At 44.0% G+C, this 25308-nt stretch carries 22 protein-coding genes; 14 read left to right on the top strand and 8 right to left on the bottom strand.

Going from position 1 to position 25308, the window contains the following annotated elements; all coding sequences use genetic code 11:
* Window positions 1-3: 3 nt before the first annotated feature.
* The 4 genes from EHO59_RS17250 to EHO59_RS17235 all read right to left on the bottom strand — a co-directional run bounded on the left by EHO59_RS17250 (window position 4) and on the right by EHO59_RS17235 (window position 6835).
* Entirely contained in the window at window positions 4-3309 is a 3306-nt protein-coding gene (locus EHO59_RS17250) for an efflux RND transporter permease subunit (RefSeq protein ID WP_135589682.1), read from the bottom strand.
* A gap of 125 nt (window positions 3310-3434) precedes the next feature.
* Entirely contained in the window at window positions 3435-4163 is a 729-nt protein-coding gene (locus EHO59_RS17245) for a class I SAM-dependent methyltransferase (protein ID WP_135589681.1), read from the bottom strand.
* A 1-nt stretch (window position 4164) separates the two neighbouring features.
* Window positions 4165-5469 (bottom strand): adenylate/guanylate cyclase domain-containing protein, encoded by a 1305-nt coding sequence (locus EHO59_RS17240; protein ID WP_135589680.1) that lies wholly within the window; start codon window positions 5467-5469, stop codon window positions 4165-4167.
* A gap of 97 nt (window positions 5470-5566) precedes the next feature.
* A complete protein-coding gene (locus EHO59_RS17235) occupies window positions 5567-6835 on the bottom strand; it encodes an MptA/MptB family glycosyltransferase (protein WP_484177326.1) in 1269 nt (422 codons plus the stop codon).
* Between EHO59_RS17235 and EHO59_RS18215 the strand changes: the two genes are divergently transcribed.
* The 4 genes from EHO59_RS18215 (at window position 6834) to arsS (ending at window position 9001) form a co-directional block, all read left to right on the top strand.
* Window positions 6834-6995, top strand: coding sequence for a hypothetical protein (locus EHO59_RS18215; protein ID WP_167882133.1), 162 nt, complete (start codon window positions 6834-6836; stop codon window positions 6993-6995). The genes EHO59_RS17235 and EHO59_RS18215 overlap by 2 nt on opposite strands.
* A 38-nt stretch (window positions 6996-7033) precedes the next feature.
* Complete coding sequence (locus EHO59_RS17230) at window positions 7034-7519, top strand: DUF4395 domain-containing protein (RefSeq protein ID WP_135589678.1); 486 nt, start codon at window positions 7034-7036, stop codon at window positions 7517-7519.
* Between the two features lie 77 nt (window positions 7520-7596).
* Window positions 7597-7938 (top strand): arsenosugar biosynthesis-associated peroxidase-like protein, encoded by a 342-nt coding sequence (locus EHO59_RS17225; protein ID WP_135589677.1) that lies wholly within the window; start codon window positions 7597-7599, stop codon window positions 7936-7938.
* 19 nt (window positions 7939-7957) lie between these two features.
* A complete protein-coding gene (arsS, locus tag EHO59_RS17220; RefSeq protein WP_135589676.1) occupies window positions 7958-9001 on the top strand; it encodes an arsenosugar biosynthesis radical SAM (seleno)protein ArsS in 1044 nt (347 codons plus the stop codon).
* Here the strand turns inward: arsS and EHO59_RS17215 are convergent.
* Complete coding sequence (locus EHO59_RS17215; RefSeq protein ID WP_135589675.1) at window positions 8998-9591, bottom strand: TetR/AcrR family transcriptional regulator; 594 nt, start codon at window positions 9589-9591, stop codon at window positions 8998-9000. The two genes, arsS and EHO59_RS17215, sit on opposite strands and share 4 nt — an antisense overlap.
* 106 nt (window positions 9592-9697) lie before the next feature.
* Here EHO59_RS17215 and EHO59_RS17210 point away from each other — a divergent pair, with 106 nt between their 5' ends.
* From EHO59_RS17210 to EHO59_RS17180, 7 genes are all read left to right on the top strand, one after another.
* Window positions 9698-10411 (top strand): nitroreductase, encoded by a 714-nt coding sequence (locus EHO59_RS17210; RefSeq protein WP_135589674.1) that lies wholly within the window; start codon window positions 9698-9700, stop codon window positions 10409-10411.
* A gap of 151 nt (window positions 10412-10562) precedes the next feature.
* A complete protein-coding gene (gene kdpF / locus EHO59_RS18405; RefSeq protein ID WP_135589864.1) occupies window positions 10563-10646 on the top strand; it encodes a K(+)-transporting ATPase subunit F in 84 nt (27 codons plus the stop codon).
* Between the two features lie 9 nt (window positions 10647-10655).
* The gene (gene kdpA, locus EHO59_RS17200) at window positions 10656-12332 is read left to right on the top strand and encodes a potassium-transporting ATPase subunit KdpA (protein ID WP_135589673.1); all 1677 of its coding nucleotides are present in this window, start codon (window positions 10656-10658) and stop codon (window positions 12330-12332) included.
* A 14-nt stretch (window positions 12333-12346) separates the two neighbouring features.
* Window positions 12347-14437 (top strand): potassium-transporting ATPase subunit KdpB, encoded by a 2091-nt coding sequence (gene kdpB / locus EHO59_RS17195; RefSeq protein WP_135589672.1) that lies wholly within the window; start codon window positions 12347-12349, stop codon window positions 14435-14437.
* The gene (gene kdpC, locus EHO59_RS17190; RefSeq protein ID WP_135589671.1) at window positions 14434-14988 is read left to right on the top strand and encodes a potassium-transporting ATPase subunit KdpC; all 555 of its coding nucleotides are present in this window, start codon (window positions 14434-14436) and stop codon (window positions 14986-14988) included. The genes kdpB and kdpC overlap by 4 nt, the downstream gene beginning before the upstream one ends.
* A gap of 31 nt (window positions 14989-15019) precedes the next feature.
* Complete coding sequence (locus tag EHO59_RS17185; protein WP_135589670.1) at window positions 15020-17695, top strand: sensor histidine kinase; 2676 nt, start codon at window positions 15020-15022, stop codon at window positions 17693-17695.
* Window positions 17682-18377, top strand: coding sequence for a response regulator (locus EHO59_RS17180; protein ID WP_135589669.1), 696 nt, complete (start codon window positions 17682-17684; stop codon window positions 18375-18377). Before EHO59_RS17185 ends, EHO59_RS17180 begins: the two co-directional genes overlap by 14 nt.
* A gap of 153 nt (window positions 18378-18530) precedes the next feature.
* Here EHO59_RS17180 and EHO59_RS17175 read toward each other — a convergent pair whose 3' ends face one another.
* The 3 genes from EHO59_RS17175 to EHO59_RS17165 form a co-directional block, all read right to left on the bottom strand.
* Window positions 18531-20696, bottom strand: coding sequence for a cation:proton antiporter domain-containing protein (locus tag EHO59_RS17175; RefSeq protein ID WP_135589668.1), 2166 nt, complete (start codon window positions 20694-20696; stop codon window positions 18531-18533).
* An 84-nt stretch (window positions 20697-20780) separates the two neighbouring features.
* Window positions 20781-21635, bottom strand: coding sequence for a penicillin-binding transpeptidase domain-containing protein (locus EHO59_RS17170; RefSeq protein ID WP_135589667.1), 855 nt, complete (start codon window positions 21633-21635; stop codon window positions 20781-20783).
* The gene (locus tag EHO59_RS17165) at window positions 21632-22144 is read right to left on the bottom strand and encodes a hypothetical protein (protein ID WP_135589666.1); all 513 of its coding nucleotides are present in this window, start codon (window positions 22142-22144) and stop codon (window positions 21632-21634) included. Before EHO59_RS17165 ends, EHO59_RS17170 begins: the two co-directional genes overlap by 4 nt.
* Window positions 22145-22332: 188 nt before the next feature.
* Here EHO59_RS17165 and EHO59_RS17160 point away from each other — a divergent pair, with 188 nt between their 5' ends.
* From EHO59_RS17160 to flgA, 3 genes are all read left to right on the top strand, one after another.
* Window positions 22333-23484, top strand: a complete 1152-nt coding sequence (locus EHO59_RS17160; RefSeq protein ID WP_135589665.1) for a DNA methyltransferase — start codon at window positions 22333-22335, stop codon at window positions 23482-23484.
* Between the two features lie 111 nt (window positions 23485-23595).
* Window positions 23596-24393: a flagellar basal-body rod protein FlgG gene (gene flgG / locus EHO59_RS17155; protein ID WP_135589664.1), complete on the top strand. Its 798-nt coding sequence runs from the start codon at window positions 23596-23598 to the stop codon at window positions 24391-24393.
* Window positions 24394-24398: 5 nt separating this feature from the next.
* Window positions 24399-25307: a flagellar basal body P-ring formation chaperone FlgA gene (gene flgA / locus EHO59_RS17150; protein WP_135589663.1), complete on the top strand. Its 909-nt coding sequence runs from the start codon at window positions 24399-24401 to the stop codon at window positions 25305-25307.
* Window position 25308: the final 1 nt, after the last annotated feature.

The following is a 25308-nucleotide window of genomic DNA, read 5'->3' as shown; positions in this document are numbered from 1 at the left end:
TTCTTAACGTTTTGTCTTTTTCTTTAAGCCGTTCTTAGTGCGTTTGGATTTAGAGAAGAAATTTTTAACTTCTTCTTCCTCTGCGATCTCCTCCGAATCCCAAGAGATTTCTTGGACTGGCTGTGCAGGCTCGGAGATCCTTTCTTGCACTCTGGATGCTTGGAACTCTGCTTCTAATTTTCTTTTCAGAGCGTCCTTTCTTCTCTCTTGGTGTTGGTAGATATTCAGAAGGAACTCCATCACGATCGGAAGAAGTACCCTAGAAAGCACAGTTGCTACTATGACCCCGAAGATAACGACTGTAGCTAATGGTCTTTGCACTTCCGCGCCCGCCATTGTGGAAATTGCCATCGGAATGAATCCCACTGCCGCAATGATCTCAGTAGTCATTACCGGACGAAGGGATTGCAATCCGGCAGAGATCACTGCCTTAGAGATCACTACTCCTTTTGCTAACTCTTCTTTTAATGTGGAAGCATAAACGACACCGTTCAATACCGCGATACCGCTCACTGCAATAAATCCTACACCTGCAGGAATACTAAACGGAAGACCTCGGATCACAAGTCCGATAATTCCTCCTGCCACTGCAAGAGGCACTACGATGAACACTCCAGCTGCGTAATACACGTTCCCGAAAGCTGCGATGAGCATGACGAATATGATTGCGAGTGCAATCGGGACTACTAAGAGTAATCTGTTCTTTGCTCTTTGGAAGTTCTCGAACTGTCCTCCCCAGTCCGTTCTATATCCTTCTGGAAGATTTTTCTCTATGTCTTCTGTGACTTTTTGTGCCTCGTTTACGAAACCTACTAAGTCTCTTCCTCGTACGTTCGCTTCTACCATGATCCTGCGTTTCAGGGATTCTCTGTAGATAGCTGCAGGTCCTTCTACGAATTCTATGGAAGCAACCTGTCCGAGAGGGATCGTAAATCCTCCCGATGTCATAACCGGTATATTTTCTAATTTATCCAGATCGGAAACGTCGAGCTGCAAGCGAACAACCAGGTCGAAGCGTTTGAATCCTTCGAATACTTTGCCGGCCCTTCTTCCGATTCGTAAGGATTCGACTGTGGTAAGTATCTCTTCGGACTCCACTCCGTAGCGGGCCATTTTCTGTCTGTCTGCTTTGATCTGTATTAAAGGAAGTCCTAATACTCTTTGCACTCTTAAGTCGGCAGCGCCTGGGACCTTGCGGATTCTTTCTGCGAATTTTGCAGCAGTGTCCTTCAATGTTTGCAGATCATCTCCGTAGATCTTGATCACAACGTCTGCTTTGGAGCCCGAAAGAAGTGCATTCACTCTGTTCTCGATCGGCTGAGAGAGAGAAACAGTGCTCGAAGGTACTGATTTCAAAATCGCATCCTTCATTTTGTCCATGAGTTCGTCTCTAGAAGAAGCGCTCACCCATTCCTTATGGGGAGAGAGCTTGACCATCGTCTCTCCTTCTTCGGTGCCAATGGGTTCTGCTGCGGATTCTCCTCTTCCCATCTTGCTCACGATGCTCACTGCTTCAGGGAATTGAGCGATTACCTTCTCCATTTCGGTATTCGTATCTCTGGAATAATTGATAGAAGTAGAAGGGAGACGTTTGATATCGATTGCGAATTCTCCCTCATCGATACGAGGTAAGAATTCGGATCCTAATGTTGATCCTAATATTAAAGAAGCTGCAAATACTCCGAGGCCTGCTCTTAAGAAAAGCTGTTTGTTCGCCATTCCGAAATGCAAGAGTTGTAGATATTTTTCTTCTGCCTTATCCCAGAACTTACTATGGTGGAAGATCGGCTTTTGGAAAAGAATACTGACCGCTGCCGGAAATGTGGTAAGAGAGAACAGAAGTGCCATTGCGAGAGAGATCGCAACTGTCATGGCCATCGGTTGGAACATTCTTCCTTCTACACCTTCTAAGGTCATGAGGGGAAGATACACGAGTAGAATAATTCCTACGGAGAAGGTGGCAGCTCTTGCAACACGCACGCAGGCTTCGGTGATGATTTGCTCCGCGGCAAGCTTTCTATCTTCTTGAGAATTTTGTAATTCGTAGAATGCTTTTTTTAGAATGAAACCATGGAGTACGGATTCGAGCATTACGATCGTTCCATCGACTAAAAGTCCGAAGTCCAAGGCTCCAAGAGACATTAGATTTCCGACGATGCCGAACATTCTCATGAAAATAGTAGCCGCAAGCATAGGGATCGGAATGGCTAAGCTGACTAGCAATGCACCTTTAACAGTGCCGAGCGCGAAGATTAAAACGATGATCACTAGGACTGCAGCTTCCGCTAAGTTAGTAAAGATGGTTCCTAACGTTCTTCCGATGAATTCTGAACGATCGTAAAAGGTGACGATCTTCATTCCTTCGGGAAGTCTGGATCGCAATACTTCTATTTTTTCCTTCACTCTTTTTACGACTTCCAAAGAGTTTTGGCCCATGAGCATCATCGCAGTGGCACCGACGACTTCTCCCTTGGCGTCCTTGGTCATAAGCCCGAATCTAAGTGCAGGTCCTGTTTCTACAGTTGCGATCTGTCCGAGAAGAAGGGGAACTCCGTCTCTTTCGGTTTTGACAGCTACGTTACGTATTTCTTCTACTGTTTTGAATTGGCTCTCTCCTCGGATTACGATCTGTTCAGAGCCTTTGGAGATATAGCCGCCTCCGGTGTTTTGATTGGAGCTCTCCAATTTTTCACAAAGTTGGGAAAGTGTAATATTATGAACTGCTAATCTTTGAGGATCGATCTTGATCTGGTATTGTCTTGCATCCCCGCCGATAATGTTTACGTCGATGATCCCTTCGGTGGACTTGATCTCTCTCGCAAGTTCCCATTCCATATAAGTCCTGAGTTCTTCGGGAGTATGTCTGTCGCTTGTAAGAACGAACTCGTAAATATCCCCAAGACCGGTAGCAATAGGAGAAAGTTCAGGAGAGCCATATCCCTTAGGAATGACTGCCTCTGCCGCTCTCAATCTCTCATTGATAAGCTGCCTTGCAAAATAGATATCAGTGCCATCCTTGAAGATGACAGTTACGCTACTCACGCCGGTTCTAGAAATAGAACGGATCTCAGTCACGTGAGGAACGCCTGTGAGTTCCATTTCAATCGGAAAGGTAATGAATTGCTCCACCTCTACAGGAGAGAGTCCTGGAGATTGAGTCACCACGGAAACTTGCACGTTGGTAATATCCGGAATGGCATCGATGGAGAGTTGATACGCGTTATAAAGACCCACAATGGTAATGAGTCCGGTCAAGATCAGAACGATGATCCTGCTTTTGATGGAGATACGTATCAGTTTATCGATCATGGAGGAGTCCCGTGCAAGGATACATACAGATTCCTAGTCTCAATTTCGTTGTCGAATGGTTTTTCCTAAAAACCGCTTCTTAAAAATTGAGGAAGAAGGGAACTAGATCGAATGAAAAGGGTCCTTTAAGTTCGTTTCAGAAGAAGGAAGCGCATTCCTCTTTTCTCATCCTGTTTTTGCAGTTCGAATTTATGAATAGAAAGAGTTTGTAATATTCTATCGATAGGAAGCACTAATTTGTTATACGAACTCATGGCCATATCCCAATGATTCTCATTTTTATAATGGAATACATCGGTGACCTCCGTCTTTTCCTTTCCAAAGGAAAGAATGCAGGAAAAGATCTGGGATTCTTCGGCCCTCACTACGAATCCGGTTTTTTCTCCCGGGGTTCCATAGCTCAGATCTCTATAACCTAAAAATAATAGACTTCCCGGTTTCAAAAAGGAAGACCAGAGTTCGACTAGCGCTTCCCATTCTTTTTCGGATTCTAAATGTGTAATGGTGTCTCCCATGCAGAGTAGAATTTCGGGAGCTTCTCCTTTGTACAACTCAGTAGATCTGATGTCGGCGATCTTAGTTTGGATAAGAGTTCCCGGCTTTCGTGCGGGAATTTCATCTAAGAGTTCTTGGTTGAAGTCGATTGCTAAAACTCGAAAGCCCAAGTCTTCTAACGGAATAGATTGGATCCCGCTTCCAGCTCCTAAATCCCAAGCAATGGAATTGGACTTGGGAGAGATCCCAAAAGATTGAAATAAGGAATGATGTTCTTTATCTTTTTCGGAAAGATCTCCAAGCATCCAAGAATATCTTTTGGCTAGAAAACTTTCGTAATGTTCTTTGGGAGATCTCATATTAATGCAGTTTGTAAATGAATACTTCTTTGTCTCTTCCTTTTACTTTCACGGGAGGAAGGGACTCTCCTTGCACTGCATGCTTCACTTGTTCATACACAGAATCCGTAACGAGTAGGACCGAGCCGAAGTCTTTATTCAATTGTTCCACTCTGGATGCGAGATTGACCGTGTCTCCTATGATGGTATATTCCTTCCTTTGAGACGAGCCTACGTTGCCTGTCATTGCTTCTCCCGAATGAAGTCCGATCCCGATCCTTGTCTCCGGGATCTTTCCTGAAAGATTTAGTTCTAAAACCTTTTGTTGGATCTCGATGGAAGCCTGAACTGCATTTTCTACATCTCTTCCGTTATCCGAAATGGGTGCGCCGAATACCGCCATAAATCCGTCTCCTAGAAACTTGTTTATGATTCCGTTATGTTTATTTACGATCTCTATCATATCTTCGAATAGAGTGTTCAAATATTCGATTACTTCTGCCGGGCTTTTGTTTTCCGAGAATTTAGTGAAATTTCGAATGTCCAAGAACATCACGCAAACATCTTTGTTTTCGGAAACTGTTTCCGTTTTTTGGCTCATTAGTTTGTCTACTACGGAAGGAGAAACGTATTGACCGAACATTCCCAGGACCTCGTTTCTTTCTTCCAAGTGGCTTACTGAGTTTTTCAATACATTCTTCAATCTCATTGCTACGAGTCCTGCGACCAAGCCGGAGCCCAAGAACATTGCGGAACGGATGTACATAGGTATCTTGGAATAGAAGAAATTGTATGCATAGTCTCCATTCGGTATGCTATCCGGGACAAAGAACAAGGAAAGAAGAAGATACTGGGTTCCTGCAATCGCGCCGGTAAAGAAAGAAATCCCGAATTCCATTCTGAGTACTGACAATATTACGAAAACAATATATAGATTCGGAATCGGAGAGTTGAGAGGAACAACCGGATACAAATGCTTTTGGACTAAGAAGAGAAGTATAAAGCCCGGCAAGGAAGTCTCAATCAATGCGTTTCCATATCTCGGGAGAGAAGGAACCCTGCGTCCTGTCTTCTGGAGAAATCGCAAGAGATGGAGAAATCCGAATTCGTAGGCGGATCCGAAGACCAATGTGCCTATTAGTAAATGAAACGGGAATTGTATCCCCATGCTCTCATCGAACTCTTTCTGGAAAAAGATAAAGACTCCGATCCAGATCACACTTGCTGACAAAAGCACTGCTAAGAGTATTTTGCTGCGGATTTGTTCACTTTTTAAGATCTCCTTTTCCAAAGTATTGGCTAAGGTGTCGAAATGTTTCAAAAGCATTTTCGTTTTTCCTCATATCCTAGAAGAACGGTGATTCGGTGGAACTAAATAAGTCCCGCAGCAGTTTCTTCTCCCGTTTGACAAGGGCAAGAGAAAATTATGGGACTTCTTTCGACTTACGGATTTTAGAATAGAAGAGTTGGTAGCCCAAGGCGACAAAGATGATTAGATTCTCCAAGACCATTGCCCAGACTTGGTCTTGGAACCTTGGGGTAGAGTAGGTGGAATACGAAAGGATCCAAGCCATTCCCGCAACGAGTGGCCAAAGATCCTTGGAGAATAGGGAGGCGCCTATCATCGGAAGAATGTACCAAGGATGAATGGTGCTGGATAGAATATAATAGATCCCGCATATACTTACCCAAACATGGGGAAGAATCGCAAATTTGTTCCGATACTCCTTCTTAGATACAAGAAAGGAATAGAAACAGATCCATAGAAAACTAATACATCCTAGAACGGGAGCGGCCGAATACGGATACCAAGTATACTTCATAGGGATCTTGGCGAGATAGTAGACCGCGCCGTGAAATTCGAATAAATTAAAATAGACCCCAAGTCCCTTGGTCCATTGTTTTCTTAAAAGTTCATTTTCCAGAAAATAGAAGAAGAAGTAATAACCGAAGCCTATCAAAGCGATCGACCCGATCGTAAATAGAATCAGGATCTCTTTGCGTGACCTGGTCCGTATCCAAGAAAAGAATAAGTAAGGAGCAAGGATCAAAGGAAGGATCTTGATCAAGATGGACCCGAGATAGAATAAAAATGCAAAGACAGACTTTCCTCTTTGCCAGTAGACCAAACCCAAGAGCAAGAATAAGAATAGGATCGGTTCCGAATGTCCGTTAGCAACTCCTTCCCACAAGACTAATGGGTGGAGCCAGTATTGTAAGAAAGAAGCCTTATCTTCTTCCCTTCCCCGCAATCTAACTATAAAATAAATTCCTAATTCTGAAAGGAGAACTATGATTTTCCATGAGAATATACCTAAGAATACGGAGCCGCTTGATCTCAATACCCAGGAAGGAAGTAGGAACAAGATCTGGAGAAGAGGAGGATACACTGAGTAGTATCCGGGAGAATTCATCTGAGTGAGTAATTCTTTTTTCCAGGCCTCGGTTTCGAATAGGCCTAGTTCTTTCGGAAGAATAGAATACGGGGAAATTCCTTCCTGGACCAAGAGCCCGTCCCATAAGAATCGGAATACATCTTCCGAGAGAAAGACTGGTGTGAATAGGAACCAGATCCGGAGACAGATCCCTGCTCGGATTGCGATGGAATATGAGTTCTCTTGGTAGGAACTCCTTCTTACCAACAGAAAATAGCCGACTAAGCTTAGAGAGAAATGGCCCCAGAGTGCCCAAATGTCTGATCTTTGGAAGAAACAGGGGAAAATAGCAAGAGGAAGGGCCCAGAGGATTAGGGCTGTCGAAGTTACTACAAAACCTCTGGGTTTAAAATATTCTCCATTTGCTAAATTGGACGAATTGTTTGATATAGTGAAAATATTCTTGCCATCCATCTGATTCTGTCTAAGCTAGGAAAAAGGTTTAGAAGAAGAAACATGATTCGAATCGGTAATTTCCCGGATACTGTCAATGAATATGCGGCGAGAAGCGTGGCTGCCCTCGTGGTTATCCTTAGTTTATCTACAATTTTTACTCAGTCCCTTTGGTTAGCGGCGGCCTTGGCCTATGGGTTTGCGGCGAGAGTTTTATATGGGCCTAAGTTTTCCGTATTCGCGAAGTTAGCCATCCATGGGATCGTGCCCATTTTTGGTTTGGGAAACAAAACGGTAGCAGGTCCTCCCAAGAGATTCGCGCAATTGGTAGGTCTCGTCTTTAGCGGAACTGCGTTTGCACTTCTTTATTTCGGGCAAATTTTCTTCTTTCAAATCGTTCTCGGTATCTTAGTATTTTTCGCGACTCTGGAAAGCGTCTTGGGTTTCTGCGCAGGATGTTTCGTCTTCGGATTTCTTATCAAGTGGGGACTAATTCCAGAAGAAGTTTGCGAAAAATGTAATCAACTAGACTTTGCTACGAAGAAGTAAGTAATGCTTCTTCTTATATTCTAAAAAGCGAAAATAAGAAAGCGTATCTAACTCTAAAGAAATACAGGAGAACTATAGTGTCTCAAAATAATACTTATTATCATCCGGAAGATCTAAAGAAATTCGGGAACATAGGCGAATTTGGACCCGATTTAGCAAAGAAATTCTTCGATTATTATGGATCGGTTTTCGCAGATGGGGCTTTGAGTGCTAAGGAAAAATCCCTGATTGCACTTGCAGTTTCTCATGTCGTGCAATGTCCTTATTGCATAGACGCATACACTACGGACACTTTAGAAAAGGGTGCAACCGAAGAACAACTTTGGGAAGCGATCCATGTAGGAGCGGCGATCCGAGGTGGAGCAAGTCTGGTTCATAGCGTGCAAGCCTTGAACAAAGTAAAAGAACTCGGTATCTAATCCATAAGGTTTTCATAATATGAAATCACTTCTTGCCAGGGGAAGCGAGCTTTCTTCTTCCAAGGAACAATTTAGGATCTTGTCCGAGGTCTCGGAACGTAAGGCACTTCCTTTGTTCGCGGAGAAATTGCAGGAGAGTGGATTATTCCCTCTTTTTCCGACGGGAGTAGATATCCTACAAGTCAATGTGGGAAAGCTATGCAACCAAACCTGTAAACATTGCCATGTGGATGCCGGACCGGATAGAAAGGAGATCATGTCCAAGGAGACCATGCAGGAATGTCTGGTTGCACTTGCCAGTCCTAAGATCTCTACCTTGGATATTACGGGAGGAGCTCCCGAAATGAACCCGAATTTTAGATGGTTTGTAGAAGAAGCTTCTAAGTTGGGCAAGAAGATCATGGTCCGTTGCAATCTAACCATTGTTCTTGCGGGAGAGAAATACAGGGATCTACCTGAGTTCTTTGCAAAACATAAGGTGGAAGTTGTTTCTAGTCTTCCTTATTTCCAGAAAAGAAGAACGGATGCGCAGCGTGGAGAAGGTGTATTCGATCGTTCCGTAGAAGCATTAAAGAAATTGAATGAAGTCGGATACGGTGTTCCTGGATCCGGTATAGTCCTGAACTTAGTATACAATCCTGGAGGAGCCTTTCTTCCAGGAGGACAATCTACTTTAGAATCCGACTTTAAGAGAGAGTTGAAGGAGAATTTTGGGGTCCAGTTTAATTCTCTATTCGCTATTACGAATATGCCTATCAGTCGTTTCTTGGAATTCCTTTTAGAAAGCGGAAACCTGGATTCTTATTTGGAAAAGATTGTGACTTCTTTCAATCCTTTGGCCGCGGCTGGAGTGATGTGTAGAAATACTCTTAGCGTTGGTTGGGATGGTAGTCTATACGATTGCGATTTCAACCAGATGTTGGATATGCAATTAGAAGGAGAAGTGACTAAGATCTCTGATTTCAACCAGGCTAGTTTAGACAAGAGAAAGATCCGTCTAGAACAGCACTGCTATGGTTGCACTGCGGGAGCCGGTTCTTCTTGCGGAGGATCGTTAGCCTAATCTTTGGCTGGATTCTTTAGAATTGCGTCTGTCATTCCTGGTAGATCGTCTAACGCGGAAATCTTTCCGGTGAGTTTCCAGATCTGCAATACTCCTTCGTAGCAGGCGAACACTCTTCTTGCGAGTATCTGAGCGTCCGAGGATTTTGGGACCTGTCCTTTTGCTTGGGATTCCTTTAGATAGACAGCAAGAAAGTCGATCGTCTTTTGAGTTAGCTTTTTCACTTCTTCCGAGATAGGAATAGAAGTAGAAGCGATCTGGGCTGCAATATTTGCCATTGGGCAACCTGCAAACTGACTCTTTCTTGTTTGTCTTCGTAAGATTTGGGTCCAGGCCTGGATGAATTCCTTAGCATTCTTGGACCTTGCTTTCAATTTTTCTAATAGAATGATCTGCTCTTTTCCATAAAATTCTATATAGGCCCTTCCTAACGCGTCCTTGGAAGGAAAGTAGTCATAGAAGCTTGCCTTGGCAGTTTGGGATTCTTGGATGATCTGATTGATCCCAGTATTTCCGTAGCCCTGTAATTGAAAGAGTCGGACTGCTGTTTCTAAAATCCTGTCCTTGGGGCCGGTTTCTCTGCTTGACATTTTGGTTTTCATGGGTATAAGCAACAGACAGACTTGTCTGTTCGTCTTCTATACATTGAGGAGACTACAAGATTGATTAAAAAGCAAGTCCAATTCGGAGGTTTATATGTCTTCCTTTTCCTCGGAAATAGAATCCATCGATATATCTGGGATCTCTTCCTCAGTAGAAGATGCTGTCCTAACCAGGCATAGTATTCGTGATTACGAGCCAAGGGCAATCGAGGCGTCCGTCCTAAAGGATCTTTTCTCTAAATCCTTACGTTCCCCAAGTTGGAAGAATAGCCAACCTTGGAAGGTGCATGTGGTCAGCGGAGCAAAGAAAGATAAATTGGCGAATCTCATGACAGAAAGAGCCAAAGAAGACTCCGCTCCGGTTCCTGATACGATTTGGCCTAGCGGTTTTCCTTCGGATGCAAAGAAGAGAATGTTCGATCTTGGAATGAAGATCTACGGAGCAGCAGGTATTGAGAGAAAGGACAAGGAGGCTCGGGATAAATTCATGCTCCGCAATTTCGAATTTTTCGGAGCTCCTACCGGAGTGTTTATCACCACTGAATTTGAGCTGAATTTTTATATCGCATTGGACATAGGTTGTTATCTGAACACAATCATGCTTCTTGCTAGGAGTTATGGATTAGGAAGTGTTCCTCAGGCTGCCCTCTCTGCGTTTCCGGAAGTGGTGAGAAAGGAATTGGGCCTTTCGGATTCAGAGAAGGTGGTCTGCGGTCTGAGTCTGGGCTATCCTAAGGCCGACTCGAATTTGAATCGCTTCCATACTCCAAGAGAAGAAATTTCGAATTTAGTAAAATTCTACGAGTGAAGAGTTGAACTGCGGTTTTTGAATTCGCGGATCTTAACGCGAAATTAACGCGCAGAGTGGTTCTTCTAACTCAGCTTGGCATTGACGAATTCGTAAAAAATCGATAGGTTTTTCCTACCTGGCGGTCCTATATCCGCCAAGGAGGAACAACTTGTCTTATCCTTTTCTTGTTGTTTTAGTATTCGCACTCTGCGGGTATCTAACGTTCGCGATTATCCGGCCGGAAAAATTTTAGGAGATCGTTATGAACGGTAACGACTCGATCTTCTTCTTTCTTTATTTTGCGGCTCTCTTTCTTATCTCTCCATGGCTGGGAATTTATATCGCCCGTGTTATGGAAGGTGAATATCCAAGAGTCTTTGGGCCAATCTCTAGTTTCGAAAACTTCTTCTATAGAATCACTAAGACTGGAGAGGAGCCTTCCGATGTTCGAAGATATTTCTGGGACCTGATCTCGTTTACTCTACTCTGTTTATTCTTCGTAACCCTCGGACTTCACTTCCAAGAATATCTACCTGGCAATCCGGAGTCCAAGTCGGGGCTTCCTTGGGATCTTGCTTGGAATACTGCAGTTAGTTTTGTTACGAACACGAATTGGCAAGCGTATTCGGGAGAAGTATCTCTTTCTTATACAAGCCAAATGCTTTTGTTAGGAGTTCAAAACTTCGTGAGTGCAGGAGTAGGAATTTCTGTGCTTGTAGCCTTGGTGAGAGGAATTGCATCCAAGCCGAATGAATCAAAAGGTCTTGGGAATTTTTACCAAGACCTAACTCGAAGTATATTATATATTCTTTTACCGATTTCATTTCTCGTGGCTATCATTCTCGTTGCGCAAGGTGTGGTCATGGACTTCTCACCGTATGTGAGTGCAACAGGATTAGAAGGGTCTTCCGTAAAGATCCCTTTAGGACCTGCTGCTTCTCAGATTGCAATCAAGCAATTGGGAACGAATGGAGGAGGATTCTTCGGAGTGAATTCTTCTCATCCGTTTGAAAATCCCAGTTCTTTTTCGAGTTGGATCCAATGTCTTTTGATCCTTCTCTTGCCGGGAGCTCTTCCGTTCGCTTACGGAAAATGGGTAGGATCTTGGAAGGCAGGACTCTCTATCTTTCTTGGCATGGCGATCTTATTTGCGATCAGTCTAGGAGTGGGTCTCTCTTCGGAACATTCTTTTGAAGGTGCTTGGGAAGGGAAGGAAACACGATTCGGAATCTCTCAAAGCATTCTTTGGGGAACTGCAACCACAGCAGCGTCTAACGGATCGGTCAATGCGATGCACGATAGCTTCTCTCCTTTAGCAGGAGGAGTTGCAGTTTGGAATATACTTCTCGGAGAAGTTGTCTTCGGAGGAGTTGGAGTTGGACTTGTAGGAATGCTCTTCTACGTGATCCTCACAGTCTTTATCGCGGGCTTGATGGTTGGTAGAACTCCTGAATATTTCGGCAAGAAGATTGAATCCAAAGAAGTGAAGTTCGCTTTGTTTGGAGTATTGGCACCGGGACTCAGCATTCTCGTTTTCACCGCAATCGCTCTAGTATCCGATCTTGGTCTCTCTTCTAGAGCGAACCAGGGACCTCATGGTTTGACGGAGATCTTATACGCTTTCGCATCTGCTGCAGGGAATAATGGGTCGGCATTTGCCGGCTTGAATGCGAACACTCCCTTTTACAACTTTGCACTTTCTTTCTGCATGTTGCTCGGAAGATTTGCGGTGATCCTTCCCGCATTAGGGTTAGGAGCGGCATTGCTTGGTAAAAAACAAACACCCAAGGGAGAAGGGACCTTCTCCACGGAGAGCCCTCTCTTTGTCTTGCTTCTACTTTCCATTATATTTCTAGTAGGAGCTCTTACATTCCTTCCATTGCTAGTGCTCGGACCAGGGACGGAGCATATTCTTCTCCCAACAGGAACTAAGTTTTAAGGTTTTATAATAGTATGAAAAATCAAAATACTTCTTTTTTCCAAGACCCGAAACTCATCCTACGTGCGGTCTTGGATTCCTTTTTAAAATTGGATCCAAGGGTCCAATGGAAGAATCCGGTCATGTTCCTTGTATATGTGGGAGCGATCCTCACGACTGTGGATCTATTTTTACAAGAAGCGAATTTTTCTTTCGGATTGCAGATCACTCTTTGGCTTTGGGCAACAGTTCTTTTTGCGAACTTTGCAGAGGCTCTCGCAGAAGGTAGAGGAAAGGCAAAGGCAGAGTCTTTGAAGAAAACTAGAAAAGAATCCCAGGCTAGAAAATTAAACGGATCTTCCGTTGTTACGCTTGCTTCTTCCGAATTGAGAACGGGAGACAAGGTGATTTGTGAGTCTGGAGATTTGATCCCGGGAGACGGAGAGGTTGTGGAAGGGATCGCTTCTGTAGACGAATCTGCGATTACGGGAGAATCGGCGCCTGTGATCCGCGAATCCGGTGGAGATAGATCCGCAGTTACCGGAGGAACCAAGGTTCTAAGCGACAAGATCATCGTGCAGATCACTACGGATCCGGGAAAGACCTTCTTAGATAAAATGATCTCTCTTGTGGAAGGAGCTTCTCGTCAGAAGACTCCGAACGAGATCGCGCTCTCTATCCTATTATCCGCATTATCCTTAGTGTTCTTAGTGGCGATCACAGCACTTGTTCCTGCTGTCTTCTATAGCCAAAAAGAAGGAGGAGGGAGTTTGGGACTTGCAGGTTCTTTTCCTGCGTTAGTCGGTCTTTTGGTATGTCTTATTCCCACCACGATTGGAGGTCTTCTTTCTGCCATCGGTATCAGCGGCATGGATCGGCTAATGAGAAGGAATGTGATCGCTAAATCAGGCAGGGCAATTGAAGCAGCGGGAGATATAGATGTCCTTCTTTTAGATAAGACAGGAACAATTACTCTTGGAAATCGAATGGCAACTAGGTTCGTGCCTTCTCCAGGAATCAGCGAGCGGGTGTTAGCCGACGCAGCTCAGTTATCTTCTTTGTCGGACGAAACTCCGGAAGGAAGATCTATCGTTGTTTTGGCAAAGGAGAAGTTCGGGTTAAGAGCTAGAAATCTGTCCGAGTTAGGAGGCAGGTTTGTTCCCTTCACTGCGAAGACTAAAATGAGTGGAGTAGACTTCGACCCGGGCCCCGATGGAAAATCGAAACCTGGAATTAGAAAGGGAGCCGCTGAATCCATTCGAAATTATATCGTAAGCTTGGGCGGTGAATTTCCGAGAGAAGTTTCCGATATCGTCGAAGAGATCGCAAGAGAAGGAGGAACCCCTCTCGTAGTCTCGGAAGGAAGAGAGATCCTTGGAGTTGTGCATCTCAAAGATATCGTGAAAGGCGGCATTCGAGAAAGATTTGCAAGGCTAAGACAAATGGGAATTCGCACCGTGATGATTACTGGAGATAACCCATTAACGGCTGCAGCCATTGCTGCAGAAGCTGGAGTGGATGATTTTATCGCAGAAGCAACACCCGAAACAAAGCTAAAGAGGATTAGAGAGGAACAGTCCAGCGGAAAGCTTGTGGCAATGATAGGGGACGGAACGAATGACGCGCCTGCCCTTGCTCAAGCGGACGTAGGGGTTGCTATGAATACTGGGACTCAAACTGCAAGAGAAGCAGGAAATATGATCGATCTGGATAGCAATCCTACCAAGCTCATAGAGATTGTAGAGATCGGAAAACAGCTTCTGATGACCAGAGGATCTCTTACTACTTTTAGTATCGCAAACGATGTTTCCAAATATTTCGTGATACTTCCTGCGATGTTTGCCGGACTCTATCCTGTATTCGGAAAAGGTGCATTATCGATTCTGAATATTCTGGGATTTGAAAGTCCGGAGTCGGCGGTTTTAAGTGCTGTTATCTTTAACGCTTTAATCCTTGTCTTTCTGGTTCCCTTGGCATTGAAGGGTGTCGAATACAAACCGATAGGAGCCGATTCAGTCTTGGCAAGGAATGTGTTCATCTACGGCTTCGGAGGATTGGCGCTTCCTTTCCTCGCTATCAAACTTATAGATATCGTTTTGAGATATGTAAAAGGAGCATTTGTATGATCCGCGCTTTTGTTCATTTCGCAACATGGAGCTTGGTTTGTGGGATCTTATATCCTGCATTCGTGTTTGGAACCTCTAAGCTTTTATTTCCAAGGGAAGCTTCCGGTTCTCTTCTGAGAGAAGGAGACAAGATAATCGGTTCTGAGTTGATTGCTCAGAAGTTCGAATCTCCAAAGTATTTTCATTCTCGTCCGTCCGCTTCGAATTACGATGCGTCTGCGGGAGGGGCTTCTAATCAAGGTCCAACAAGTTCTTCCTTGCAAAAAGTCGTAGAAGAGAGAAGGGCTTATTGGGTATCTCGCGGCGGAAATGACCCTGTTCCTTCCGAATTGCTGCATTCTTCTGCGAGTGGGTTGGATCCTCATTTGAGTCCCGATGCTGTAATCTATCAGATCCCATTGGTCGCGAAAGAGAGAGGATACTCTAAAGAAGAGTTGCATGCATTGGAGAATTTAGTTACGAATTCCATAGAAGGACCTCAATGGGGACTGTTCGGATTTCCTAAGGTCAACGTGATGAAGTTGAATCTAAAATTGGATTCGATCCGTTAGAAGAATATTATAAAATGGTAATTTATTTAAAGTGATTCCTTTGGAGGAAAATCGGCCCGATCCGGACGAATTGCTTTCCAGGATCGGAGGAGAGGAAAAACAAAACCGAGGGAGATTAAAAATTTTCTTCGGAATGGCCGCAGGCGTCGGCAAGACATTTGAAATGCTTCGAGATGCACAAAAAGCGAGATCGGAGGGCACCGACGTTTGGATCGGTTATTTAGAAACTCATAATAGAAGGGAGACCGAGGCCCAAGCGGAGGGAATTCCTATCCTTCCCCGCAAGAGAAGTAAATACAAGGGAGTCGATCTAGAAGAGATGGATCTGGATTCCATTTTAGAAAAGAAGCCGGATCTTGTCCTTGTAGATGAACTTGCGCATACAAATGTTCCCGGTTCAAGGCATCCTAAAAGATACCAGGATGTTCTGGAGATCTTGGATCAAGGGATCAACGTGTATTCTACATTGAATGTGCAACATTTGGAAAGTCGTGCTGGGATCGTTGAGGAGATTTCGGGTGCTCCGGTTATGGAAAGAGTTCCCGACTCTATTTTGGAAGTTGCAGATGAGGTTGAACTCATCGACTTGGTTCCGGAGGATCTAATCAAACGTCTGAAAGAAGGAAAGGTGTATCCGAGCGAGAAGATCCCTCAGGCTCTCAACTCCTTCTTTCGAACTCCGAATCTTACTGCATTAAGAGAATTATCTTTAAGTTATACATCCAAACTCGTAGACCGAGAACTTTCTAGATTAGAACCTACTAAGGACTCAAAATTATCCGAAAAGATTCTGGTTGCGATCGGCCCATCCGCAGGAGGAGCCGAATTGATCCGTTATGCGAAACGGATTGCCTTCGGCCTGAAATGTCCTTGGGTAACAGTTTATGTGGACGAAGGAAAGAATCTAAGTGAGGAAGACAAGAATACTCTAAGAGAGAATCTGCAATTTGCAAGAGAGTTAGGCTCGGAGATATTAAGTCTCGCCGAAAAGGATCCTGTAAGAGGGATCCTTCGTGCAGTTCAAAGAACTAAGGCTACCCATGTCGTCGTTGGAAGAAGTGGAAAGAACAGAATTTCTTGGCTTCTAGAAGGAGGTTCCCTTGTAGATCGGTTAAGTAAGGAATCGGGAGATTTTCAGGTCATACTCGCGCCAACGGATTCCTCTAAAAGAAAATCACCGAATCGCTTCAGTCCATTCTGGTGGGGTGCACGCTCTAAACCTGTACAGTATTTTCTTTCCTTTCTCGCTTTGATGGGAGTTACCTCCTTTAATCTTTTATTAAATACGTTTGCGGGTTATTGGTCCATCGGACTTATATATTTATTTTTTATAATGTTCGTTTCCCTTTTTGCGGGAAGAGGTCCGGTACTTGTGACTGCGGCTCTAAGCGCTGTCTTCTGGAATTTTCTTTTTATTCCCCCGAAATTCACCTTTTATATAGAAAAGATGGAAGATTGGATGATGTTCGGGACGTATTTTCTATTAGCGATCGTACTCGGAGTTTTGACTACCAGGCTCAGGGCAAGAGAAGACGCCTTGCAAAGTGGAGAAGAGGCACTTTCCGGATTATATAGGCTTTCCACTTCTTTATCTAAGGCACATTCGTTAGACGAAATTGTTTCAGTCGCGATGGAGTCTATTCGAAATACATTTCATTCTCCTATTCTATTAGTCTTGGCGGATAAAGAGGGGAGGCTCTCTAATACTCCTCATACTAAAAGCGATTTTCTTCCGGACATGAGAGAGTTTGCTCTTGCGAATTGGACCTTTCAGAATCGGAAACCTTCCGGAAAATCTACGGACACTGTTCCCATGTCGAGAGGATTGTATCTTCCTCTTTTGTCTCCGGGGGGATGCTTCGGAGTTCTTGGGCTTGATAGAGAAGAAAAACCTCCATTAGAGTTAGAAGAAGAGGCACTTCTATTTTCCATGTTAAGTCAATTGTCTTTGGCAATGGAGAGAATACAACTCTTGGGAATACGAGCAACGGCAAAGATGGCAGAAGAATCCGAAAAGTTTTACTCTGCATTATTCAATTCAGTAAGTCATGATTTTAGGACTCCTTTAACTGTGATCCGAGCCTCTTTGGATCTGCTAGACTTAGGAGAAGGTTCTCTTGCATCTAAGGACTCCAGTTTGATCTCTGAGATCCGTACTGCTTACAAGAAGCTCGACCGTTTGGTTTCCGATCTCTTGGATATGTCCCGCTTAGAATCGGGAAGATTGCAGTTAGATTTGCAGTGGGAAGATCCTTCCGATCTAGTAAATGATGCAGTGAAATTGACTCAGGATGAGAAGGAGAAGCATTCTTTGACTGCGATTGCAGATGAGAATATGCCTTTGGTCAGAATGGATCATAGATTGATGGGTCAGGTTTTAGTACATCTTATTCAAAACGCTTTTTTGCATACTGGACAGAATACCTCTGTCGTAGTAAGGGCGAGTGTTCCAAAAGATCATCTTCTATTAACGGTAGAGGATAACGGACCTGGTGTCCCTTCCGGACAAGAAGAAAAGATCTTCGAGAAGTTCTTAAAAGGCCCAGGAGAAGTACAGGGAACTGGACTCGGGCTTTCTATTTGCAAAGGACTTGTTGAAGCGCAAGGAGGAAAGATCTGGGCTGAGAATAAACCAGAAGGTGGAGCAAGATTTTCCATACGGATCCCTGTCTTAACCTTTCCTCCTTTGGAGGATGAATTTGTCTAGTCCAGTCATACTCGTCATAGATGACGAGGTGCAGATCAGAAGATTATTGAGAATGGCCTTCGAAAAGGAAGGATATAAGGTAGAAGAAGCAGTCTCCGTCCAAGACGCATTCACAAAACTTTATATGGTTCGACCGGACTCCATCATCTTGGATCTAGGGCTACCGGACAGAGGAGGAGAAGAATTCTTAAAGCAGATCAGAGAGTCCGGTTCTAAAATTCCGATCCTAGTTTTAAGTGTGCGAGCTTCCGAGAAAGATAAGATCCTTCTTTTGGATGCCGGAGCGGATGATTATCTTTCCAAGCCTTTCGGAGTAGGGGAATTGCTTGCAAGAGTCAGGGTCCTTCTGAGACATTCCTCCCCGGAAAAAACCGATGTGAAGGTGAGGATAGGAAATTTGGAGATCGATTTCGGCTCACGTAAGGTTACTATAGATGGAAAAGAGATCAGACTCACTCCTACCGAATATTCCTTTATTAAACTATTGGCAAGTTATCCAGGAAAGATCGTAACCCAGACTCAGATCCTGAAGGAACTCTGGGGTCCGAACCAGCTCGGAGAAGCAGGCTATCTACGAGTTTATGTAAATCAGATCCGGAAGAAGATCGAAAAAGATCCTTCTAAGCCGGAGATACTGATTACAGAACCTGGTGTGGGGTATTTCTTGAGATCGGAAGAATAGATCAGCGCGGCCCCCACCCTCATCGGGATTGGGGAGGTGGGTCCCCAGTGGGACGCACTCCGCCTCTATATCAGAAAAACGTATCTTTTGCAACTCGAAAAAATTCCCTTCAAAAATGTGGGAACTGTTTGCATTCTGCTATATTAATTTTTCCTAATTTTCCTGTTCCTTATATCGAATAAGAAGCAATCCAGCGCCATCTGCGAGTTCCCAGTTTCTGAGCTCGGTTTCTTCTTCCCAAGTTTCCAAGCCGCAGAGGATTAGGTCCGCTTCTGAAAGAATATGCGGATCATCGCCTCGGACAATCGGTGTCTTTTCCTTCTTTAAAAGATTTCTATCTTTTTGAGAGAGATGAGGCACTCTTCCTCTTGGATCCCAAAGAGAAAGTTTCGCTCCTAAGTTTTTAGATAAGGATTGAGATAGATTCAATAGGCCTAGATCGTTATCGGAGTAAACTGCTAGGATGATCTTCTTGATATCTCCCAGTTTTTCAGAGACGAGGATGCCTGCGTTTCCGTCCGACTCGGAGAGAAGAGTGCGGATCTTTCCCCCAAGTACATCATCACTGAAAAGAGATCTTGCCCCTCCGGTCAGGAACATACTATAATTTCCGGATTGTATCGTTTTGAGTATATCTCGAGTAACGTTATCCGACGGTTTGTATAGAGTGCTAAGCCTTAGGCCGAGTTCTTTAGAAAGTTTGAATAAAGGTTCGAAGCTGGTCTTTTCGTATTTTTGAGCGGTCTTGCCTGAAATCCAAGAATCGGGAGTCAGGTGAAGGGCGGTCACCTTCTTATGTTTGCTTCCTTTATCAAAGAGGCCTCCAGCCAGACGCAATAGATCGATCCCTCTGGAATGGAGAGCGAATGCGAGCAGAATGCCTTCTCCTTTCTGGTCTTTCTCTCCCGCAAACAATCTATCAATTAAATTTAATGTAGGTCCGGTCATGTAAGTGGTGACGAGGGCCATGAGCACCATCATGGAGAATACTTGAGAAGAAAGAACTCCGATATCGTATCCGATATTCAATACAATAAGCTCCATGAGCCCTCTTGTATTCATGAGGGCACCCAGAGAAAGAGAATCCTTCCAATTCTTTCCTGAGGCTTTGGCAGCGGCAGCGCTCCCAATGAATTTACCGGAGATCGCAACGAGAAGCACCAATAGAAAATCTGTCCAGAGATGACCTTCGTTTAAAAGCCCGATCTGGGTCCGTATGCCGGTTAACGCGAAAAAGAGGGGAAGAAAGATCGCAGTGCTCACGTCTTCTACCTTCTCTGCAAGAAGAGTCCTGAGTTTCGGTTTATCTGGCATGACCACGCCGGCCAAGAATGCACCGAATAGAGCGTGAATTCCAATGGATTCGGTAATCCAGGCAGAAGCGATCGGAAATAATAAGAAGAGGGCAACCGCCATCTTAGTAAATGCTTCTCTATTCGTGAAGATTCTGCCTGCTCTGTGCATGGCGGGTTGTACGATCTTCCACATAAAGAAAACGTAAATTACTGCAAGAATGATGGTAAGTAGGGCAGGAAGTAATCCTCCAGCTTGCACTAATGCGATCACTAATGCAAGAAGACACCAAGCGGTTAGGTCGTCCGATGCGGCACAGGTGAGTGCAAGACCACCTAACTTTGTTTTGGTGAGTCCTCTTTCTTGCACGATCCTGGCAAGAACCGGAAAGGCGGTGATACTCATGCCTATTCCCATGAATAAAGAAAAGGAGAGAAAATTTACTCCTGCCGGAGCCAAATTCTTATAGAGGGACATTGCAAGAATGGCCCCTAGTAAGAATGGGAGAAGAATACTTGCGTGGGAGATGAGAATTGCCGAGTCCGCTTGGTTGCGTAGGATCTTCAGATCCAATTCCATTCCTACTACGAACATGAAGAATACTAATCCGATCTGGCTTAAAAGCTGCAGAGATCCTAAGGAAGCCTTTGGAAATAAGAACTGGTAGGATTCTGGTGCTATGGCTCCAAGTAAAGAAGGCCCTAATAAGATACCCGCCAAGATCTCTCCGATCACGAAAGGCTGTCGAAGTTTTACCGACAATTTTCCTACGATCCTGGTTGCGATGATTACGACAGCAATTTGTAATAAGAGAAGAGGAAGAGGTTCATGGAAACCTTTCCATAAACGTGCGCCCGCTTTTTTCCATGCTTCGATAGCGGTGTCTGTCGTAACCGGCGCAGCGGTTTGCGTTGAAATGGTTTCGAGTTTGCCGACCTCTAAGAGCTGGCCTTGTTTCACCACGAATAGAAAAGCGGCGACGGAGAATAGGATCAATAGGAAATAGAAGATAGCATTTCGTTTCATTCTAAAATTCTAAAAAACCAATGACGAGTATTATATTCCATAATGCTAAAACTAATAAATAGAGAAAAGAAGAATCTGAAAGGATTAGTTCGAGAAATATTTTTCCCAAATCCCTTTTTCCCTTAAATAGGCGACTCCGAATTTTGCCGCTTCTAAAGAAGAAAAGGTTTCTGTCTCGCTCTCTAATCTTGTAAGGAATAAATAAGACTTCTTCTCGGTTTTCCAAAAGAACCAATACCAAGAGACGCTTCTTCCTCCCGCATAACCTGTTCCTGAATCCGAATAAAACTCTTTGTAAGGACCCCAATTTCCATCCAGTCGATGGGAGCCTGAGGGATTCTTAACTTCTCCCGGAATTCTTTCTAATCCTTCCAACACCGATCTTAGATTCTTTTCGCGAAGGTTTAATTCCCCATCGAATAGTTTCCATAAGAAGGAATAGAATTCTTCCGCAGTCCAAACGTAGCCTCCGTCCATCCAGAAGGCGCGATTCGGATCCGTGGGAACGGATGTAGGAAGTCCTACGGAACCGAGCCAAGCCCGAATCTTTAAGGCTCCAGTATCCATCCAAAGTTTTTGAAAATACCAGATCGTTGAATTCTCTAAGGCGGATCTTAGATTTTGTTCCTTCTGCCAACGCAAATAGGGAAATTTGGTCTTGTCCCAAGGAAGATTTCCATGCGGATCTTTTAAGCTTCCTGTCTCCAAAGCGGAGAGTGCAAGAATAGGCTGAAAAATATACATAGAAGGAGCAGTTTGCTTGCAGGAACTCTCTCCTACTCGAACCAAGTTTCCTTCGCCCAATTCGGCAAGAAGTATGCAAACTTTCTTGTCCGTAAAGGAAAGTTCTTCTCTTTCTAATCTAGGAGAATCCGTCCCGGTCTTTACCGAACAGGATACAAGAATTAGAAAAAAAGAAAAACCTAATATTCCTTTCATGAGAACCAGGCATAGATAGTAAGATAGGTTATATATAATGAAATTGGAATGTAAAAGTACAGAAAGACTCTACCTATTTTTCTCCAATTGATCTGCGTATTCTTTCGAACAAATTCAGTCATTTCCTCTCTTCCCATGGAATAGAGTTCGCTTGCGTCGTTCCAACCGAATATATTTCGAGCGAGTCTCCCAACGATTTCTTCCTTATGAGAACGGATCGTTTCCCAGGAAAGTTCTTGTTCGGCGGAGTTAGGGGAGAGGAGACCTAAAAAGATCTTAGGCACTAAGAAAACCCTTCCGATCATGAGGCTTGCGGTACGGGTGAATAACCCTAAAAAAAACATGGCTGCAAAGAGAGGATTCTCTTTTTTGAAAGCGAATACGATGGATAAACTGACCACGTAAGCTCCGTAGCCGATATACAATCCTGCGAGTTCGAATCTTCTATTCGTTCGTTTCTCCCGAAGGAATTCTTCGTACAGGGATCCGACCGTTTTGCTTTCTTGCATTCTTTCTCTCTCTTTTTCTGTCATCTCGAAACAGAGATGATAATGCTAACATTTCTCGGTTCTTCTTCCGGACAAGTATTTCCGTAGGACTTCCCACATTCGTTTTTTATGTCCCAGACAAGATCGTAAAAAGCCAGAGGGGAATTTTCGTAATCCTTCCGAAAATTTAGAAAAGAAAGGCGGGACGGATGAACGGAGCAGTTCGTAAAAAAGAGAGAAAGATACTCACCGGAGAATTTTGGACTTCTAAGCAAAGACAGGCACATCCGATCCATTACGTAGTAAGCTACAGAGCTTCCTTCAAACCCGAATTACCTTCCTTCTTCATGGGAAAATATTTGGGGAATAAAAGGGGGGTCGTCTTCGATCCGTTCGGCGGAAGAGGAACCACTTCTGTTCAAGCAAACCTAGAAGGCCACACCGCGATCCACAATGATATTAGTCCTATGTCCTTGTTTTTGGCAAGAGCAAGACAGTATGTGCCTTCTCTCGAAAAATTGGAAAAGACACTTTTCTCTTTAGATCTGAAGAAGAAATTACCGGAAGAAAAAGAAGACTCAGATCTTCTGCATTTTTATCATAAGGATACCTTAAGAGAGATCAAGAATTTCAAAAAGATCTTGGCTAACGAGGATTCTCCCGAGTTGCGTTATCTTGGTTTGACTGCGCTCTCTCGTTTGCATGGACATAGCAACGGATTCTTTTCCGTGTACAGCTTTCCTCAGATTTCTATTCCTCCTTTGGCCCAAAAGAAGAATAATGAAAAGAAAGGAATGGTCCCTGATTATAGAGAGATCCAGCCCAGGATCTTTCAGAAAATGAAAAGAGATTTGAAGGAGATCCTACCTCCTTTCTATCACGAGTATTCTTCTCGAAATATTTATACCAATAATTCCTCTTTAGATCTGTTGGATCTGTCTGAAAATGCGGTGGACCTGGTTGTGACGAGTCCTCCATTTCTGGACAAGGTCAACTATGAAGAGGACAACTGGCTTCGCTACTGGTTCTTGGATATTCAATTGGAGAAGGATCAAAAGCCCAGTATCTTCGCAACCTTGGCCGGTTGGTGCGAATTCATCCAAGGCACACTGTCTGAACTTTCCAGAGTAGTTAAGCCAGGAGGCGTGGTCGTAATGGAAGTTGGCGAAGTCAGAAAGGGAAAGACCGTCTTCAATCTGGACGAGTATGTGATCCGATGCGCCGAAAACACAGGCCTTGTTTGGGAAAATACCTATATCAACGACCAGAAATTCACGAAGCTTGCAAATTGCTGGAATGTCTCGAACAATGAGAAGGGGACGAATTCCAACCGTTGTGTCGTATTCCGGAACCTAAAGTAGGGAGGAGTTCCCACAAAAGGGATCGAATGTTCCTAAAATTCCCCGGAAAAACGCCAAAACCCCTGGGGAAATTTTGGAATCGTCCGATAGGTAACCAGAGGTACAACTCAAATGATGCGTTCTCTTTGGACCGCTGCGACTGGAATGGTTGCACAGCAATTTCATATAGATACGATTTCCAACAACCTGGCAAACGTTAACACTACCGGATTCAAAAAGAACCGAGCCGATTTTGAAGATCTAGTGTATCAGCACATGGTTTTGGCAGGAACTCCTGCAACTTCCGTGAGTGAGATCCCGACCGGTGTGAATGTGGGTCACGGGGTAAGGGCGGCTGCTTCTCAGAAATTATTCGAGATTGGTTCCTTTCAAGCTACCGGCAATAAATTGGACCTTGCGATCACAAGTGAGATGGGATTCTTCAAGATCCAAATGCCTGACGGAAGTTTCGCATACACTAGAGACGGTTCTTATAAAATAGATTCTAACCAGCAAGTAGTGACCTCCAACGGTTATTTGCTCGAGCCTCCGCTTATTCTTCCGGAGGGAGCGATCCTGAATACTCTTATGATCTCCGAGCAAGGAGAGGTTACTGTAAAGATCGGTGCCGACATTCGTCCTACAGTGATCGGTCAGGTTGAACTTTACAGATTCGTAAACCCTGCAGGTTTGCAAGCGATCGGTAAGAACTTATTCCAAGAGACAGTAGCATCCGGACCTGAGATTCCTGGGACTCCTGGTATGGAAGGATTCGGTAATGTTCTCCAAGGATTCTTGGAGATGTCCAACGTGAAGATCGTAGAAGAAATGGTGAACATGATCGTTGCTCAGAGAGCTTATGAATCAAACTCCAAAGCGATCCAAACTTCCGACAACATGTTATCCACAGCGATCGGTCTTAAACGTTAATTAGAATGAGCCTGCGTCTTTCCATTTTGATCTGCATCTTGGCGGGGATTATTGATCTCCGCTTAGGTCGTTTGGATGCGATGGACGCAGTGTATTTGCGCGGAAAATTACTGACCCTAAAAGAAGAAGTTCTTCTCTCAGAGATAGCAAAGCTTCCTGAAGGAATCAAGGATAGGGTAATATTAAAGAATGTTAAGGAACCTATTCTTCTCAGACCTGATGATCTAAGACAGATCTTACCGGAGATCCCAGTATCCGGAAAAGAAACACTAATCCTTCCTCTAAACTCCGAATTGGATCCGGAAGATCTACAAGAAAGTCTTTCCAAAGAAATCGTGAAACTTCCCGAAACCAAAGCGGAAGACTTCAGGATTACTTATATGAATGGAGAAAGATCTGTCCCGAATAAGGGAGTAGAACTGAAATGGGCAGGTCTTCCTCAAGTATTGCATGCAGGACAGATCGTTACTTCTTTAGATTTTTATTATGAAAACAGAAAGGTCCATACCCAAAGAATCAAATTCAAAGTAGAAAAGAAGACCTCAGCGCTTTTTGCAAATAAGCAAATTCCCAAAGGCCAAAAATTGAAAGCAAGCGATCTAGAAGAAAGGATCGTATATATGGAAGATACTTTTACAGACGGTATTTCCAATACTGATATTGGTTCCACCGCATTGAAAGATATTCAAACGGGAGAGCTTTTACGTAAGAAACAATTTCGCTTTCTATACGACGTGCAGAGAGGCGGGGATGTTCAGCTCGTTTATACCAAGGGGAATTTGGTAATAAAAGCAAAGACAAAGGCATTAAGTTCCGGTAATATAGGCGAGTCTGTAGAAGTTTCTTCCCATTCCAAAGAAGGAAAGCTAGTCGCAAGAGTTGTGGAGAAGGGGACAGTCCTCTTAGAGAATTAAT

The organism is Leptospira semungkisensis (assembly GCF_004770055.1).
GTDB classification, from domain to species: Bacteria; Spirochaetota; Leptospiria; order Leptospirales; family Leptospiraceae; genus Leptospira_B; species Leptospira_B semungkisensis.
Note: the sequence above shows the minus strand (reverse complement) of the source record. Positions and strands in the feature narration are given on the sequence as shown.

What these genes read in the sequence shown, in the direction of transcription:
- kdpC (WP_135589671.1), top strand. Translation starts at nt 14,434, where the DNA reads ATGATCCGCGCTTTTGTTCATTTCGCAACATGGAGCTTGGTTTGTGGG.
- EHO59_RS17160 (WP_135589665.1), top strand. Translation starts at nt 22,333, where the DNA reads ATGAACGGAGCAGTTCGTAAAAAAGAGAGAAAGATACTCACCGGAGAA.
- EHO59_RS17175 (WP_135589668.1), bottom strand. Translation starts at nt 20,696, where the DNA reads ATGAAACGAAATGCTATCTTCTATTTCCTATTGATCCTATTCTCCGTC.
- flgA (WP_135589663.1), top strand. Translation starts at nt 24,399, where the DNA reads ATGAGCCTGCGTCTTTCCATTTTGATCTGCATCTTGGCGGGGATTATT.
- EHO59_RS17210 (WP_135589674.1), top strand. Translation starts at nt 9,698, where the DNA reads ATGTCTTCCTTTTCCTCGGAAATAGAATCCATCGATATATCTGGGATC.
- EHO59_RS17250 (WP_135589682.1), bottom strand. Translation starts at nt 3,309, where the DNA reads ATGATCGATAAACTGATACGTATCTCCATCAAAAGCAGGATCATCGTT.
- EHO59_RS17245 (WP_135589681.1), bottom strand. Translation starts at nt 4,163, where the DNA reads ATGAGATCTCCCAAAGAACATTACGAAAGTTTTCTAGCCAAAAGATAT.
- EHO59_RS17170 (WP_135589667.1), bottom strand. Translation starts at nt 21,635, where the DNA reads ATGAAAGGAATATTAGGTTTTTCTTTTTTTCTAATTCTTGTATCCTGT.
- kdpB (WP_135589672.1), top strand. Translation starts at nt 12,347, where the DNA reads ATGAAAAATCAAAATACTTCTTTTTTCCAAGACCCGAAACTCATCCTA.
- flgG (WP_135589664.1), top strand. Translation starts at nt 23,596, where the DNA reads ATGATGCGTTCTCTTTGGACCGCTGCGACTGGAATGGTTGCACAGCAA.
- kdpA (WP_135589673.1), top strand. Translation starts at nt 10,656, where the DNA reads ATGAACGGTAACGACTCGATCTTCTTCTTTCTTTATTTTGCGGCTCTC.
- EHO59_RS17180 (WP_135589669.1), top strand. Translation starts at nt 17,682, where the DNA reads ATGAATTTGTCTAGTCCAGTCATACTCGTCATAGATGACGAGGTGCAG.
- EHO59_RS17165 (WP_135589666.1), bottom strand. Translation starts at nt 22,144, where the DNA reads ATGCAAGAAAGCAAAACGGTCGGATCCCTGTACGAAGAATTCCTTCGG.
- EHO59_RS18215 (WP_167882133.1), top strand. Translation starts at nt 6,834, where the DNA reads ATGTCTGATCTTTGGAAGAAACAGGGGAAAATAGCAAGAGGAAGGGCC.
- arsS (WP_135589676.1), top strand. Translation starts at nt 7,958, where the DNA reads ATGAAATCACTTCTTGCCAGGGGAAGCGAGCTTTCTTCTTCCAAGGAA.
- EHO59_RS17240 (WP_135589680.1), bottom strand. Translation starts at nt 5,469, where the DNA reads ATGCTTTTGAAACATTTCGACACCTTAGCCAATACTTTGGAAAAGGAG.
- EHO59_RS17215 (WP_135589675.1), bottom strand. Translation starts at nt 9,591, where the DNA reads ATGTCAAGCAGAGAAACCGGCCCCAAGGACAGGATTTTAGAAACAGCA.
- EHO59_RS17230 (WP_135589678.1), top strand. Translation starts at nt 7,034, where the DNA reads ATGATTCGAATCGGTAATTTCCCGGATACTGTCAATGAATATGCGGCG.